Genomic DNA, 14,800 nt, shown 5'->3' on the forward strand with positions numbered 1-14,800 from the left:
GGAGGGCGCTGCCCTCCCCCCGGACCCCCCTACCCGCAAGGGAGGGCCGCTGGCCCTCCCTTGACCCACCCGGGAATATTTGGGCCAAGGTGAAAGGGGGGGGGGCTGGCAAGTTGCGTTGTCTTGTGGGCGCTGAGGTCGTGCGGGTGGGCTCCAGCACGCGGCGGCGCGGGAGAGTGATGCCTTGGGGGGGGGGGCTGCTTCCGGTCCAGGGGATTGCGGTCTTGGCGCGTCATGTGCTCCGCAGGCTTGGGGCGTCTGAGCTCTTCATGGGCAGGCCTCGTGCAGGAAGCCTGCAGCGCTGGCCACTTGCAGGACGCCCGCAGCGCGTGCCGCGTCAAGGGATATGCCGCTTGCGGGCGCCGTGCCGCGCCAATGTCAGCCCTCGGCCGGACAGTTCAGGACCTCTGCGCTTTTCAGGGCTTCTCCGCATGCAGGCCCAGTGACGCCCGCGCTGGCCTCGGGGTCGGCGGGGCAGGGGGGAGGCATTGAATGCGACGGCGCAGTCGGCAGATCCCCCGCTGGCAGCGGGCCCCTAGCGGAGGCCGAATTCGGCCATGGCCTCGGCCAGGCCCGGGGGCAGGGCCTCCTCCCTTGGCCTCGCGCGGGCCAGGTCGCGGGGGGCTTCGTCGGGCGAGAGATAGCGCCAGCCCTGGAAGGGGCGGCGGGCGGCGGGCTCTGTCCGGTGTATCTTGGTCTCCAGCACCAGGGCGCAGCGTTCGATCCCATCCGCCCCCATCCGCCGGTCGAGGTCCAGGATCTTCTGCCGCGCCAGGATCACGCCCTTGATGACCCAGTAAAGCGAGCCCTCCAGCACCTCGGCCTCGCGCTTGGGCCACATGCGGGTGATGTGCTCGGCCGTCCCGGGCCGCCACTGGGGCGCCATCTGGGTCTGCCACTGGGCCAGGTCTTCGACGCTTTCCGCGCCGACGCAGAGTTTCAGGATGTGAATCATGGGGCTGAGCATAGGGCGGGGGGCGACGGCGGCAAGGGGGGCAGTTCCGCCAGCAAGGGAGATTTGCCTTGAAAAGCGCCCCGCGCCGGGCAAAGGTTTTTTATTATCTCTCGAGACCGCGCCGGGCTGGACCGCGGCGCCCTCGGGCCCTATGTAGCGTCTCTCCGACAGATACCCACAAGACCTGCGACAGGAACCCCGCGATGTCCCGTTTCCATGCTCCCATTGCCGAACAGATCTGGGATATGAAATACCGCCTGAAAGAGGCCGATGGCACCCCCGTCGATGGCACGGTCGAGGACACCTGGCGGCGGATCGCGCGGGCCTTGGCCTCGGTCGAACAGGACCAGGCCCTGTGGGAAGACCGCTTCTATGCCGCGCTGGAGGATTTCAAGTTCCTCCCCGCAGGTCGCATCACCGCAGGCGCGGGCACCGGCCGCGCCGTCACTCTGTTCAACTGCTTCGTCATGGGGACCATCCCCGACACGATGGGCGGCATTTTCGACGCGCTGAAAGAGGCGGCGCTGACCATGCAGCAGGGGGGCGGCATCGGCTATGACTTCTCGACCATCCGGCCGCGGGGCGCGGAAGTGAAGGGCGTCGCCGCCGACGCCTCTGGCCCGCTGTCCTTCATGGATGTCTGGGACGCCATGTGCCGCACGATCATGTCGGCGGGCTCGCGCCGGGGCGCCATGATGGCGACCATGCGCTGCGACCACCCCGATATCGAGGCCTTCATCGAGGCCAAGAAGGACCCCGCAAGGCTGCGGATGTTCAACCTCTCGGTCCTGGTCACCGATCCCTTCATGGCCGCCGTCAAGGCCGATGGGCCTTGGGAGCTGGCCTTCGGCGGCCGCGTCTACAAGACCGTCCAGGCGCGCGACCTCTGGAACCGGATCATGCGCAACACCTATGACTTCGCCGAGCCCGGGGTCATCTTCATCGACCGGATCAACACGGCCAACAACCTTGGCTATGTCGAGACCATCGCCGCCACCAATCCCTGTGGCGAGCAGCCCCTGCCGCCCTATGGCGCCTGCCTTCTGGGCTCGGTCAACCTCGCGGCCCTGGTGACCGATCCCTTCACCCCCCACGCCCGGATCGACGAGGCCAAACTGGCCGACCTGGTCGCCATGGCCGTCCGCATGATGGACAATACCGTCGACGCCAGCCGCTTCCCCTTGCCCGCGCAAGAGGCCGAGGCCCGGGCCAAGCGCCGCATCGGCCTTGGCGTCACGGGGCTCGCCGATGCGCTCTTGATGGTCGGCCTGCGCTATGGCTCGGATGAGGCCGTGGCCCAGACCAGCGCCTGGATGAAGGCGATTGCGCGGGCCTCTTACCTCGCCTCGGTGGGGCTGGCGAAAGAGAAGGGCGCCTTCCCGCTCTTCGACGCCAAGGCCTTCCTGGCCTCGGGCAACATGATGGGCATGGACGAGGATGTCCGCGCCGAGATCGCCACCCATGGCATCCGCAACGCGCTTCTGACCTCGGTCGCGCCCACCGGCACGATCAGCCTCTTTGCGGGCAATGTGTCGTCAGGGATCGAGCCGGTCTTCGCCTATGCCTATACGCGGAAAGTCCTGCAAAAGGACGGGTCCCGCACCGAGGAAGAGGTGGTCGACTACGCCGTCCGCCTCTGGCGCGAGCTGAAGGGCGACGCGCCCCTGCCGGATTACTTCGTCAATGCCCAGACCCTGGCCCCCCTGGACCATGTCAAGATGCAGGCCGCCGCCCAGCGTTGGGTGGACAGCTCGATCTCCAAGACCATCAACTGCCCCGAGGACATCTCCTTCGAGGACTTCCAGGAGGTCTATCTCTCCGCCTGGGACCAGGGCTGCAAGGGCTGCACGACCTATCGCCCCAATGCGGTGACGGGCTCGGTCCTGACCGTCTCGGAAAAGGAGCCCAAGCCCGAGGCCCAGCCCCAGACCGGCGGCGAGGTCGTCTACCTGTCCGAACCGCTCGATCGCCCCGCGGCGCTGGAGGGCCAGACTTACAAGCTGAAATGGCCGGGCAGCGAGCACGCGCTTTACATCACGATCAACGACATCCTGATCGCGGGCCACCGCCGCCCCTTCGAGGTCTTCATCAACTCCAAGAACATGGAGCACTACGCCTGGACCGTGGCCCTGACGCGGATGATCTCGGCGGTCTTCCGGCGCGGCGGGGATATCTCTTTCGTCGTCGAAGAGCTGAAGGCGGTCTTCGATCCGCGCGGCGGGGCCTGGATGGAGGGGCGCTATGTGCCCTCGATCCTGGCGGCCATCGGCGGGGTGATCGAGCGCCACCTGATCGCCATCGGCTTCATCGCGGGCGAGGGCTTGGGGCTGAAGTCCGACCCCAAGGCCGAGATCGTCACCAGCCTGGCGAAGGCCGAAGGAGCGCCGAAAAGCGTTTGCCCCTCTTGCGGGTCGCATGCGGTGCAGATGAAAGAGGGCTGCATGAGCTGCAACGACTGCGGCCATTCGAAATGTGGCTGATGCGGGGGGATTGCGGTTTTCTGTCGGACCCACGATAAAATGTCCATTTCCCGGATGATTTGACCATTCCGGCACAGGATTAGTGACCTCCGGCTGCGACGCAGTCGGTGGTTTCCTACTTAATTCAATGGCTTGCGGGTCTTGAGGGTTTGCGGATTTTTCGTCATGCTGTCCGGGGGGCTTCTCGTGGTCCGGATTGTGAGCCGCTGCGGCAAGTGATCTGCGGTGTGATGCCAGCAACACGAATGTCGGTCATTGCTTCGGCGCCTCTGAACGCTGCCAACCGGTTCTGTTCTCGGCAATACTGTGGGGCGCCTTGAGCTTTGACGTTGAGGCGTCGCAAAGGGCGGAGACCGGACTTTCGCCGCGGTCGCGCAGACGCCGCCGATTTTCGGCGGAAGCGGACACTGGACTTCACATAGCCCTGCCCAACGTTTAGTCTCGGGGCAGAATTCCGACGAAAGGCAGTGCGGCGTGGCAGCCATATGTCTGGCGATTGTGATCTCTCGATCGCCTCGCAGCACGGACGAATTGAAATCGACGCGAACGACGGGAAGTGTCGTTTTTTTGCGGGCGTACTAACGGTATTCTCGAGCGCAAACACGTGGGAGACATGCGCGTGGAAGACAAAGCAGAGACGGCAGATACGCCGGAAATATTTCTTATTGCACTAGGAGAAAGTCTTAAGGGAAAGGAGGGCGTCGATGTCGGTATGGCGGACATCCTTAGCACTCACATCCTGAAAGCGGCGCCCGCGCAGAACGCCGTAAGTCAGGCCAAGGATGCGATGCTAAAACTTGCAAGCGAACGTGCTACTCCTCCCAAACCTGAGGTGACGAATGACTGATCCTTACCTCCTTCAGTCTTTGAGCCTTTCCGGATTTCGCGCCTATCTCGAACCGAAAACGTTTGATTTCAGCAGGAAGCGTTGCCTAGCGATCTTTGCGCCGAACGGGCGCGGCAAATCCAGCGCCATCGATGCGCTGGAATTCATGTTCTCCAAGGACGGAACGCTCGAAAGGCTTGGGCAGCGCGCAATCAACAACCAGGCTGGACCCATGGCATTGGCCCACAATCTGGCTGAGGAGAGGAAGATTCTGGCGGCGGTTACGATCGGCGTGGTCTCGGGCAAGAATTCCACCAACGGCAGCCGAGCGGCGACGGGGGCGAAGCGACCGATACCGGCGGTGGCCGCGACTTTGAACGACTGTTTTGCGGTGTCGCCGATCATCCGCGGGCATGCGCTGCGCACGTTCGTTGAAATCCATACGCCTGAACAGCGATACACGGATGTCGCCAAGTGGCTGCAGCTCGGCCCGCTGGTTGAAGTACAGAAGAACATTCGCGCGCTGCGCACGCAGGTGAAGGCCGCCGCCGAGGACGAGACGGCGCTGCAGCGCGTGGACACCCAGCTTGCCAGGGAGACGGCCCAGGCGGTGAAAACCTGGGATGCGTCGGCAGTGCTCTCCCACGCCAACACGCTGGTCCTGGCGCCACTCGATCCGTCGCTAGTGCTGGCGGCGCTGGCGGCCGACGATATGATCTATCTCGAACTGGAATCGCGCGCCAAGGCTGAGGAAAACAAGATCGGGCTTGCAGGACTGCGCCAGATCCGCAGCGCGGCTGCCGCTTTGTGGGCGGAGACGACGGACACGGAGGGCGGCGAGGCTGTCGTCAGAGGTGCGATTCCGACCTTTGATGCGGCTGTCGCGGTGCTGTCGGCGGCTGAGAGTAAAGAAACGGAAGAGCGCGGCAAGGCGGCGAGTAGCGTGTTTCAGGCTTTGTGGAAAGCCGCGGCACCGCTTTTTGCCGAAGGGATAGCGGCACCTGACATTTGCCCTGTCTGCGCGACACCTGTCGCGGACACGGCGGCTGGCAGCGCTGAGACGATCCGGGAACACATCTCCAAGCACCTGGAGGAGTTGGCGGACTACGCTGACGCCAAGAAGGCGCTCGACGAGGCCAAGACTGCGGCAACCAAGGCCCATACCCAGTTGGTAGCGGTTCTGCCGGGGTTGATTGGACATCTTGGCGACAGCGAGGCGGAACTGAAAGCTGATCTTACCGCTTATCAAGGAGCCATTGCCGGCTGGCCTCAGACCGCCATTCCGGGCTCGACCGATATTGTCGCGGCAATTGCCAAGCTACTTTTCACGCTCGATCAGGCCATAGCGGACATCGAATCGAAGCAAGGCGACCTTACCTACATCAAGGCCAAGGCGAAGATCGATCGTTTTCTAGAGCTGCAGACCGAGCGGGACCTTGCGCTGCGGACGCGAGATGAACTGGGGAAACTCTCAGACGCTTTGACGGCGCAGGCGACGATTGTCTCGGCCGAGATCCGCAAGAAGGTGCAGGCCTTGCTCGACAAGCTTCAGACGCCGATGAACGATATTTACAAGCTGATCCAGGGCGCTGGCGCCACACCAATCCGGCTGGAGCTGCCGGCGGAAGACGACACGAACCAACAGCGGCTCAACCTCCTGATCGACTTCGCCAAGAACCGCACGGGCGTGCAGCCGGGCGGCTACTTGAGCGACTCACAGATCCATTCGGTTGCGCTCGCGCTGCGCATGGCGGCGATCAAGCAATTTAATACAGGCGCACCCATCATTGCGCTCGACGACATCGTGACCTCCTATGATGCGGATCATAGGCGCACTATCGCAGGGCTCATCGCCACCATGTTCGGCGACTGCCAGATCCTGATCACGACTCACGACGAGCGATTCTTCAATTATCTGAAGGATCAGCTTGAAGCGAAGACGTGGCACTTCACCCGGATCATTGGTCTCGACCCGGCCTACGGGCCGCGTTTCGCTGATCATAAGGTCAGCGATGAGATGATTGCGGCACGTTGGGCGGCGGGCCAGTCGGCAGCCAATGAGATGCGGCAGGCCGAGAAGGAATGGCTTCTCGGCATCTGCCGAGATTTCGGGGTCAGCGTCCGCATCCGGCCGCTAGATAGGGCCTACTCCTACGAACGCAGCGAGTTGGCTTCGGCGCTTGCCGGCCTGCTCAAGGATGCCAAGCTGGTGCCGGCGCTGGTGCCGGGCGTCAACAACCGGTTCCTGGACAGTTTGGTGAAGGGCGAGGTCGAGAACTTTGGCAGTCACTTCCAAGACGGGCCCTATGGCGACGGTTCTATGGGTGACGAGAAAGCGCGCTGGGAGGAATTCAAGAATTTCCGCAGTCAGTTTGCATGCAAGAAGTGTAGCCGAATGAAATTCCAGCGGCCCTTCACTCTGAAAAAGCCGGTCTGCGCTCATGAAGGCTGTGAGGCTCAGTTCGAGTTCGCGGTGGCACCGGCGCAGTGAGATTGCTCTTCCGATATTGGCATGCCGGATCATGCTGCAAGATGTCACCGATGGCCGGTTTTAGGAAGCTGGACAGCAGAGAGAACCGACCCGACGAGAGGCAGGTCAGGGCCGGGTGTGTCGATGATACCAGGATCGTCGCAGGGGGCGGAAAGCGGTCGTTCTAGCCTGCAAGTCTTGCTTCGCCGTTCAACCCATCCTGCGCAAAGCCAGGGACATCGCGATTTGGCCAACGGCCAGGGCCAGAATGCTTCCGACCAAGACGGGTGCAGTTGATGAGACAACTGGTGCAGCGGCTGCAATCAAAGCGACAAGAACGTAGGGCCAACCCGAGGACAGCGGAAGGCCGTGGGTGGCCAGGGACACAAGGGTGACCCCGGTCATGGCGCAGGCCGCCCCCAGGGCAAACACCCATGGCGCGGGCCCGGCCAGGTCGATGTGATGGGCAAGATAGACCGTCCCGGCCCCCAGGCTTGCGATCCCCAGGTAGAGCGGAATGTGGCCATAGGCCCAGAGCCGCAGGCTCCGCCCGGCCGCGGCATCTGCGATGTGCCGTTCGGCATTGCCGCGGGCGCGGCGGAAGTAGCCTATCCAGTAAAGAAAGCCTAAGCCCGCCCCCATCAGCGCCACGGCAAGCGTATCGCCGTGCAACTCGGGCCCATGGTCCAGCGCATGGACCGCGGCGGCGGCCGTCTCGCCCAGAAGGATGATGGTAAAGAGACCAAACCTTTCGGGCAAATGCTCCGGGTGTGGCGGTGCGTGATGGGTCTCACGCGCCACAAGGAAGGGCGTCGCGACGTCGAGCAAAAGGGCCAGCGCCCAAAGCGTCTGGCGCAGCGTCGGCTCGACCCCGATCGACCCGGCCCAGAGCGCGGCCTGCACGGCGTAAATCGCCCCATAGATCGTGCAAAGACGGGAAAGCCCGGGCCTGCGGATCTCACGCAGGTAACCCAGCATCAGCAGGGCCTTGAACCCGGCCACGCCCCCGGCAAAGGCCCAGGCGCGGGCACCCGAGGCATCGCTGGCGCCGTAGGCGATGAAGACGACGGCAAGGATCTGGGCAAAGCCGATCGCCCATTGGTCCGGGCGGTCCTCGTCAAAGCGGCTGGCGTGGAACGTGTGCCCCAGCCAGAGCCACCAGAGGACAAGGAACAGAAACCCGAACTCTGCCAGGCCCGCCCAGTCGTAGTGATGCGACAGCGCACCGCCAAGTGCTGCCACCGCGACCACGAAGACCAGGTCGAAGAACAGTTCGAACCAGCTGGCCTTTCGGCCTTCGGCATGGGTCAGGACAGCAGTCTGAGGGGGATGGTTCATGATGGCTCCCAAGGATGTGGAGAGGCCGGGCCGGGCGCCCTTGACCCGGCCCGGTGCGTTCAACGGCCCAGCGTCTGGACGACCAGTTCAGCCGCCGCCCCGCCCGAGAACTGCTGCTGGCCGGTGATCAAGTTGCCATCGCGCAGCGCAAAGGCCTTGAACATCGAATTCACCACGAAGTTGGTGCCTTCGAGCTTCTTCGCCTCTTCCTCGATCCAGAAGGGCTGGATCTTCTGGCCCACCCAGGCGTCGGCGAAGGCCTCTTCGCTGTTGGCGAAACCGGTCCAGGTCTTGCCCTTGACCAGCAGGTCGCCGTTCGACAGGCGGGTCTTCAGCAGGATGCAGGTGCCGTGGCAGACGATCGAGACGATCTTGCCCGCCTCGTAGGCGCGGGCCACGAAGGCATGCAGCGCGGTGTCGTCGATCATCGTGACCATGGGCGACTGACCCCCGGCCAAGAAGACCACGTCGTAGGCCGTCGGGTCCACCTCGGCGATGGATTTCGTACCTTTCAGGAGGGCCGCATGGGTGGCGGATTTTTTGAAACCGAGGGAGATCAGGTCATGGGCGGAATAGCCCGACGCATCCTCGGGGTCCGAAAACCCGTCGGCCACCAGATCGCCGCCCTTGGGGCTGACGATCTCGATCTCGTAGCCGGCTTCCGAGAAGGTCCAGTAGGGATGGGTCAACTCTGCCCACCAGAAGCCCACGGGCCAGCCGGTGGTGGAAGAGGTGCCGGGGTTGGCGGCGATCATCAGGACTTTCTTTTTGGTATGCACGTCGATGGAGGCAGACATTGTCTCGTCCTTTCAGAGGGTTTTCGATTTCGGATAGATGAAGCGGGCGATCAGCGGCGTCAGGCGGGGCATGATGACGTAAGTCATCAGCCCGACCTGGATGCAGACCGTCACAAGCACCCGAAGCGGCAGCGGCCAGGCGATCATCAGCGGCCCCAGGATCAGGTTCAGTGCCAGCACCAGCGTGAAGACCACCGCGATCAGAACCAGCGCCATTCGGTGCAGGCTCGGTTGCGGGACCTTCGTGCCGGGGGGAGGGTCGAACCAGAACTCGAGGCCGGTCAGCCGCTCCCATGCCGCATCGGCGGCAAAGAGCGGCGCGGCCTCGGCCAGCATCGCGGCCCGGAAGTCCGACCGCTCGAAAGCGTCAAGATGGTCCATGCTATCAAAGCGAAAGACGCTGCGATAGGCGCCACCGGGGCTGGCGGGGCGGTGGAATTCGGCCCCCAGATAGCCAGGGAACTGTGAGGTCGCGCCCCGCGACAGGCGTTCAAGCCAGGCCTCATAGTCGGTCTCGCGCCCGGACCTGACCCTGCGGCGAACGACGATGGTGACCGGACCCGTCATGACGCCACCTTGGGCAGGTCGTACCAGTCAGGCTTCGACGGCTCCCACAGGTTCTTGATGATCCGTCGGCCCGTCGGCCCATCGATCAGCCCGGCCGAGACCAGCCAGCGCCCGGCGGCGGTGATCTCTTTGACCACCCGCGCGCCGCAGGTCCCGCAAAAGGCCCGGCGCGAGGCTGCACTGGACTGATACCAGACCAACGCCTCCTCTTCTTTCACAGTCATGTCGGCACGGGAGGCGGCGACGAAGGCGTTAAAATTGCCGTGCATCTTCTGGCAGTCGCCGCAATGGCAGGCCAGAACCCCGGCCGCGCCGGCGGGCATCGTGATGTGAACCTTGCCGCAATGGCAGGAGGCGGTCAGGATGTCGGTCATTGCTCAGCCCTCCACGGCCGAAAAGGCCCAGTTGCGGCCCTTGGCCCGGAACAGGGCCTGGTTGATCCAGACCATCGCGAAGGGTTCCAGCAGGCGCGCCTTGGTCAGATCGCCCGCGTCCTGCGCGGCAAAGCCGAGGTCGGTCAGAAGCTCTGCCACCTGCGCCTTTGCGCCCGCATCGTTTCAGGCCATGAACATGACCGGGCGCAGCGGAAAGTGGTCATTCCGGGCCATGATCTCGGCCCCCACCTGGTTCAGGGTCTTGACCACATGCGCCTGGGGAAGCCAGCCCTGCACGATCTCGCCGCCCGAGGTCTTGTGCCCGACCGTCAGGCCCAAGGCGCCGTCGATCATCCCCAGCGGATTCATGCAGTCGATGACGGTCTTTCCGGTCAGCGACCCCAAGGCCCGGACGGCGCCTTCGGCCGCATCCCAGGGCAGGGCCAGGATGATGACATCGGCAGCCTCGGCGGCGTCAGCCGGCAGCATCGGCATGGCATCGGTCTCGGAGGCCAGCGCGACGACCTCGGCCGCCTGCGGATCGCGCGCACCAAGGCCTATGGCATGGCCACGGCCCCTCAGTCCCCTGGCGATGGCAGAGCCGACCTTACCGGTGCCGATGATCGCGACGCGCATCCCACTTTCCCCTTGCTTCATTCGCTGCATCAGAGATATGCGGTGAACGAAAGAATTGGTAATGAATAATCATCATGTCTGAGTTAAGCACATCAGAACTCCGCCGCCTGGACCTGACCTTGCTCCTGGTCTTTCTGGGGCTGGTGCGGCACCGCAAGGCGCTGGATGTGGCGGCCGAGCTTGGCCTCACCCAGTCGGCCATCAGCCAGTCGCTGAAGCGGCTCCGAGACATATTCGGGGATGAACTTTTCCTGCGTCGTCCGCATGGGATGGAGCCCACGGCCACCGCACTTGCCCTTGAGGCGCCAGTTGCCGCAGCCGTCGATGCCCTGCGGGGCGCGCTGGGGGCCGCGCGAGACTTCGACGCCGCCACCGCGACGGGCCTGGTCCGCATTGCCGCGCTCGATGCCGAACAGGCCGTCCTGATCCCGCCCCTTGCAGCGCGGCTGCGCCAGCTTGCCCCCGGACTGACCCTGTCGGTCCTGCCGCTGGGGCGTGGAGCCGCCATGGACGCCTTGTCAGAAGGCCGGGCCGACCTGGTGCTGGGCTTCGTCTGGGATCTGCCTGAAATGGTTTCCGGCAAGACGATCTACGAGGAATCCTTCCTGGTCGCGGGACGACCTGAAGCCCTGCCACAGGCGCCGGACATCAGCATCGATGCCTACTGCGCCGCCGACCATGTGCTGATTTCACCCGGAGGCGACCTGCGAGGGGTGGTGGACGACCAGCTGGAGGCCATGGGCCGCAGCCGTCGCGTGATCCTGGGCCTGCCGGCCTTTTTGCCCGCGCTGGCCGCCGCAGCCGAGTCTGCCGCCCTCGTCACCCTGCCAGCCCGCGTCGCGCGCGCCTTTGCCGCGGGCTTCGGCCTCGTCACAGCTGAGCCGCCCATTCCCGTGCGGAGGTTCCCAGTATCGGTCTTCTGGCACCGGCGGAACGAGACCGACCCGAGAACGACCTGGATCCGACAACAGATCCTCGGGGTTTCGATCACTCATTGAGAGCCGTTCGGATATGATCCCTCTGGAACCCCCATTGAATGGTAATGAGCGAATGTCGATGTGACTTTGGTTCGTCGCAAGGGGCCGACCTCGTTGATGACGGTCTGGATCGTCACAAGGGGCGGAAAGCCGTCACTCGACAGTCGCGCGGTTTGCCGCAGCTTGTGCCACAACGGCCGTTCAGCGGACATCGGCAGGGTCATCTGGGAAAGGCAAGACCTCGTCGCTAACCAGAGGGAGGGTCGTGCGATCACCGAAAGGCGGAGGTTTGCCATGTCAGAGACCTGACGTCCTCGGCATCGGGAGCGTCTCTGGACGCTCTGTCGCAAAGACGGTCAGGTTTCCTGTCTTGAAGGGCCGGCACATCGCATTGCGCAAATCGCACGATCCAGCATTCGGTTCAAGCGATGTACCAAACCACTCCAAGCCCGACAAGCGAACCATTGTCGGAGGCCTCCCATGGAAGCCACGGACCCTGCGCATCTGTCGTCATGGCCCCGCAAGGGCATTGCCCTTCACGAACCGGGTTGCACTGTTGACCGAAAATGCGCGGCCCGGATCCTGATTTTGGCGCAACGCAATTCTGATTGGCGGTTTCGCCCGCGCAGGCGGTAGTTAAGAGACCCAATCCCTGCGGCCCTCGCATGATGTGCCCGATTGGCCACCGACCCAAAGCCCTTCGCTTGGGCACTTCGGGATGCCGCCCCGGTTGTCTTTGCCCGGGCTTTGCGGCAGGATACTGGCGAGATGAAAGCACTGGTCGATCTTCTGTCGCGCCTTGCCCTGGTGGGTCTGCTTGCCCTGTCCCTGGGGACGGGCGATTTGTCTCATGCCGCGCCCAGCCTGCAAGAGGCGCAGATCGACAGCTATCTCGCAGCCGGGGGCTCCTTGGCGGACCTTTGCGCCGAAAAGGGCCCGTCCCGGGCGCACCAAGCGGATTGCCCGGCCTGCCATCTGCCGGGGGCCATCCTGCCCCCCGAGACCAGTCGGGATCTGCGCGCGGCTGATCTTGCCTTCGTGGCCCGCATCGTGGCGCCCCGTGAAAGCCGGGCTGCGCGGGCCGTGCTGGACATAGCCCACGGATTGCGCGCTCCGCCCCTGGCCTGAACCCAAACCTGGGCTTTCTGCCCCAGGCTGCGACCTGACCCTTTCCGGGCCAAGGTCTACCCCATTCGCGCCCCCCAAGGTCGCGAGTCCGATCCTGTCCCTGCGACCGGATCCCGTCTGAACCCCCAAACCATCCACTTCAATGGAGGAAACCCCATGAAACGTTCTTTGCTTGCCGCCGTCCTGGCCATGACCGCCACCGGTGCCTTTGCCCATGCCACGCTGGAACAGGGCGAAACCCCGCAGGGCGCCGCCTACAAGGGCGTGATGCGCATCGGCCATGGCTGCAGTGGCGAGGCCACGCTGAAGGTCCGCATCCAGATCCCCGAGGGTGTCATTTCGGTCAAGCCGATGCCCAAGGCCGGCTGGACGCTGGAAACCGTGACCGGCCCCTATGAGAAAGAATACGACTACTACGGCACCAAGCTGACCGAAGGCGTCAAGGAGATCATCTGGACCGGCGAGCTTCCCGATGCCTATTACGACGAATTCACCTTCCGCGGCACCGTCAGCGAGGCGATCGCCGTGGGCAGCATGGTCTATTTCCCGACGATCCAGGAATGTGCCAATGGCGCCGAGCGCTGGATCGAGATCCCGGCCGAAGGTCAGGACCCGGACGCGCTGGAAGGCCCGGCCCCGGGCGTGAAGGTCACCGAAAAGGGCCATTCGCACTAAATGCCTCCGCCCGGGCCCTTTGTCGAAGGGGCCCGGGCACATCTTCAAGGCCGAAAACCCGCCATGTCCAAGTCCGTGCAGTCCCTGCTGGCCGACTTTGCCGCCCTGATGCTATGGGCCTCGATGGCGCTGGCCCATGCCGAGTTCCGCGGCAGCACCCCGGCGCAAAATGCGCTGCTGCAAGAGCTTCCGCCCGAGGTCGTGCTGACATTCTCCGAACAGGTGGGGGTGCTGGCGCTGGACTGGGTCCTGCCCGACGGCAGCCGGAAGGCGACCGAGGGCGCGGCAGGGGCCGAGGCGCTGACTGTCGCCGCCCCTCGCGATGGTGGCCCCGGGACCTATGTGCTGCGCTGGCGCGTGGCCTCGACCGACGGCCATCCGGTGGCGGGGGCGCTGGTCTTCTCGGTGAAAGAGGTCACCGGCACGGCGCCGCAGCTGGCCGACAAGCCCCTGACCCCCGTGCTGGCGCGGGGCGGCTTCGTCCTGGCCCTGGTGCTTGCGGTGGGGGCTGCGGTCTTTCACCACCTGATCGCGCCCTTGACGCCCCTCGGTCAGCGCATCGCGCGGGCTTCTGCGGGCCTGCTGCTGCCCATGGGCCTTCTCTGGCTTTGGACCGAGGGGGCGGACCGGTTGGGTCAGGCCTCTTTTGCCGCCCTGGCCGAGGGGCTGCAAAGCCCTGCTGCCCGCAGCATCGCGCTGGGGATGGCTGCGGGGCTCTTGGCGCTGATCGCCTTGCGCAAAGGGCTTTGGGCGGTCCTGGCGGCCTGGGGTTTCGCGGCGCTGTCTTTTGCCGTCTCGGGCCATGCGCTCTCGGCGCCGGGAGGTCTTGCGCCCTATTTCACCGCGCTGCATGGCGCGGCGCTGATCCTTTGGGTGGGGGGGCTCTTGCCTCTGACGCTTGGCGTGGCGGCGGGTCCCGCCCTGCCGCTCTTGGCGCGGTTTTCGCGCCTCGCGCTGCCTTCGGTCCTGGTCCTGATCGGCTCGGGCATTGGCCTGGCGCTGGCGCATCGTGGAGTGCCAGAAATCATGGGATCAAACTGGGCGCGGCTTCTGGTCGCGAAGCTCGGCCTTGTGGCTCTGATGCTGATGCTGGCGCTTTGGCATCGGTTCGACGCCATGCCCGCGCTGGAACGCGGCCGGACGCCCCCCCTACGCCGCAGCCTTGGCACTGAGACCGCGCTTGGCCTTGCGGTCCTGTGCCTCGCCATGGGTTTTCGCCTCGCCCCGCCGCCCGTCCTGCCCGAGCCCCTCTCGCTGCATATCCATACGCCCAAGGCCATGGTCACCCTGGAAACCACCGGCGCCCTGCCGGGATCGACGGGGTTTGTGCTCTACCTCTCGGATGGCAACCTGACCCTGATCGAGCCCAGGGAGGTCACGCTGACCCTGACCGACCCCCTCGCCGGGATCGGCCCCTTGAAGGCCAAGGCCACGCGCGGGGCCGAGGGCGAATGGCTCGTGGCCCCCCAGGTCCTGCCCTCGCCCGGGCCTTGGGAGGTCGCGGTGGGCATCCTGATCAGCGATTTCGACAAGGTGACGCTGACGGGCGCCCTGCCAACCCCGGGGGCGCCATGAGC

Annotated in this window: 14 protein-coding genes; 7 read left to right on the forward strand and 7 right to left on the reverse strand. The window is 64.8% G+C overall.

The features are described 5' to 3' along the window. Positions 1-535 precede the first annotated feature (535 nt). On the reverse strand, positions 536-955 hold the full coding sequence (locus GV832_RS17995; protein ID WP_227754517.1) for a DUF1489 family protein: 420 nt from the start codon (positions 953-955) through the stop codon (positions 536-538). 203 nt (positions 956-1,158) lie between these two features. On the opposite strand from GV832_RS17995, the gene GV832_RS18000 reads away from it, so the two are divergent. The 3 genes from GV832_RS18000 (at position 1,159) to GV832_RS18010 (ending at position 6,752) form a co-directional block, all read left to right on the forward strand. Next, a complete protein-coding gene (locus GV832_RS18000) occupies positions 1,159-3,435 on the forward strand; it encodes an adenosylcobalamin-dependent ribonucleoside-diphosphate reductase (RefSeq protein ID WP_168776273.1) in 2,277 nt (758 codons plus the stop codon). A 613-nt stretch (positions 3,436-4,048) separates the two neighbouring features. Beyond that, positions 4,049-4,282, forward strand: a complete 234-nt coding sequence (locus tag GV832_RS18005; RefSeq protein WP_168776274.1) for a hypothetical protein — start codon at positions 4,049-4,051, stop codon at positions 4,280-4,282. Then, on the forward strand, positions 4,275-6,752 hold the full coding sequence (locus GV832_RS18010) for an AAA family ATPase (protein WP_168776275.1): 2,478 nt from the start codon (positions 4,275-4,277) through the stop codon (positions 6,750-6,752). Before GV832_RS18005 ends, GV832_RS18010 begins: the two co-directional genes overlap by 8 nt. A 189-nt stretch (positions 6,753-6,941) precedes the next feature. On the opposite strand, the gene GV832_RS18015 is transcribed toward GV832_RS18010, so the two are convergent. Genes GV832_RS18015 through GV832_RS18040 form a run of 6 tightly spaced genes read right to left on the reverse strand, consistent with a single transcriptional unit; the run spans position 6,942 to position 10,443 of the window. Next, positions 6,942-8,069, reverse strand: coding sequence for a low temperature requirement protein A (locus tag GV832_RS18015; protein ID WP_168776276.1), 1,128 nt, complete (start codon positions 8,067-8,069; stop codon positions 6,942-6,944). 59 nt (positions 8,070-8,128) lie between these two features. Further along, on the reverse strand, positions 8,129-8,866 hold the full coding sequence (locus GV832_RS18020; protein ID WP_168776277.1) for a type 1 glutamine amidotransferase domain-containing protein: 738 nt from the start codon (positions 8,864-8,866) through the stop codon (positions 8,129-8,131). Between the two features lie 12 nt (positions 8,867-8,878). After that, the gene (locus GV832_RS18025; protein WP_168776278.1) at positions 8,879-9,433 is read right to left on the reverse strand and encodes an antibiotic biosynthesis monooxygenase; all 555 of its coding nucleotides are present in this window, start codon (positions 9,431-9,433) and stop codon (positions 8,879-8,881) included. Then, a complete protein-coding gene (locus GV832_RS18030; RefSeq protein WP_168776279.1) occupies positions 9,430-9,807 on the reverse strand; it encodes a GFA family protein in 378 nt (125 codons plus the stop codon). Before GV832_RS18030 ends, GV832_RS18025 begins: the two co-directional genes overlap by 4 nt. Before the next feature lie 3 nt (positions 9,808-9,810). After that, the gene (locus GV832_RS18035; RefSeq protein ID WP_168776280.1) at positions 9,811-9,966 is read right to left on the reverse strand and encodes an NAD(P)-binding domain-containing protein; all 156 of its coding nucleotides are present in this window, start codon (positions 9,964-9,966) and stop codon (positions 9,811-9,813) included. A 24-nt stretch (positions 9,967-9,990) separates the two neighbouring features. Beyond that, positions 9,991-10,443 carry an NADPH-dependent F420 reductase gene (locus tag GV832_RS18040; RefSeq protein ID WP_168776281.1) on the reverse strand — a complete coding sequence of 151 codons (453 nt, stop codon included), beginning with the start codon at positions 10,441-10,443 and terminating at the stop codon, positions 9,991-9,993. A gap of 74 nt (positions 10,444-10,517) precedes the next feature. On the opposite strand from GV832_RS18040, the gene GV832_RS18045 reads away from it, so the two are divergent. The 4 genes from GV832_RS18045 (at position 10,518) to GV832_RS18060 (ending at position 14,798) form a co-directional block, all read left to right on the forward strand. Next, positions 10,518-11,441, forward strand: a complete 924-nt coding sequence (locus GV832_RS18045; protein WP_168776282.1) for a LysR family transcriptional regulator — start codon at positions 10,518-10,520, stop codon at positions 11,439-11,441. Between the two features lie 747 nt (positions 11,442-12,188). Beyond that, complete coding sequence (locus GV832_RS18050) at positions 12,189-12,548, forward strand: hypothetical protein (protein ID WP_168776283.1); 360 nt, start codon at positions 12,189-12,191, stop codon at positions 12,546-12,548. A 156-nt stretch (positions 12,549-12,704) separates the two neighbouring features. Next, on the forward strand, positions 12,705-13,223 hold the full coding sequence (locus GV832_RS18055) for a YcnI family copper-binding membrane protein (protein ID WP_168776284.1): 519 nt from the start codon (positions 12,705-12,707) through the stop codon (positions 13,221-13,223). 63 nt (positions 13,224-13,286) lie between these two features. Beyond that, complete coding sequence (locus GV832_RS18060) at positions 13,287-14,798, forward strand: copper resistance CopC/CopD family protein (RefSeq protein ID WP_168776285.1); 1,512 nt, start codon at positions 13,287-13,289, stop codon at positions 14,796-14,798. Positions 14,799-14,800: the final 2 nt, after the last annotated feature.

Origin of the sequence: Stagnihabitans tardus (assembly GCF_009925085.1) — a bacterium.
Lineage (GTDB): Bacteria > Pseudomonadota > Alphaproteobacteria > Rhodobacterales > Rhodobacteraceae > Stagnihabitans > Stagnihabitans tardus.

Excerpts from the sequence above, each read along its gene's own strand:
- GV832_RS18050 (WP_168776283.1), top strand. The coding sequence starts at position 12,189 with ATGAAAGCACTGGTCGATCTTCTGTCGCGCCTTGCCCTGGTGGGTCTG.
- GV832_RS18015 (WP_168776276.1), bottom strand. The coding sequence starts at position 8,069 with ATGAACCATCCCCCTCAGACTGCTGTCCTGACCCATGCCGAAGGCCGA.
- GV832_RS18005 (WP_168776274.1), top strand. The coding sequence starts at position 4,049 with ATGCGCGTGGAAGACAAAGCAGAGACGGCAGATACGCCGGAAATATTT.
- GV832_RS18000 (WP_168776273.1), top strand. The coding sequence starts at position 1,159 with ATGTCCCGTTTCCATGCTCCCATTGCCGAACAGATCTGGGATATGAAA.
- GV832_RS18030 (WP_168776279.1), bottom strand. The coding sequence starts at position 9,807 with ATGACCGACATCCTGACCGCCTCCTGCCATTGCGGCAAGGTTCACATC.
- GV832_RS18040 (WP_168776281.1), bottom strand. The coding sequence starts at position 10,443 with ATGCGCGTCGCGATCATCGGCACCGGTAAGGTCGGCTCTGCCATCGCC.
- GV832_RS18010 (WP_168776275.1), top strand. The coding sequence starts at position 4,275 with ATGACTGATCCTTACCTCCTTCAGTCTTTGAGCCTTTCCGGATTTCGC.
- GV832_RS18060 (WP_168776285.1), top strand. The coding sequence starts at position 13,287 with ATGTCCAAGTCCGTGCAGTCCCTGCTGGCCGACTTTGCCGCCCTGATG.
- GV832_RS18020 (WP_168776277.1), bottom strand. The coding sequence starts at position 8,866 with ATGTCTGCCTCCATCGACGTGCATACCAAAAAGAAAGTCCTGATGATC.
- GV832_RS18055 (WP_168776284.1), top strand. The coding sequence starts at position 12,705 with ATGAAACGTTCTTTGCTTGCCGCCGTCCTGGCCATGACCGCCACCGGT.
- GV832_RS17995 (WP_227754517.1), bottom strand. The coding sequence starts at position 955 with ATGATTCACATCCTGAAACTCTGCGTCGGCGCGGAAAGCGTCGAAGAC.
- GV832_RS18025 (WP_168776278.1), bottom strand. The coding sequence starts at position 9,433 with ATGACGGGTCCGGTCACCATCGTCGTTCGCCGCAGGGTCAGGTCCGGG.
- GV832_RS18045 (WP_168776282.1), top strand. The coding sequence starts at position 10,518 with ATGTCTGAGTTAAGCACATCAGAACTCCGCCGCCTGGACCTGACCTTG.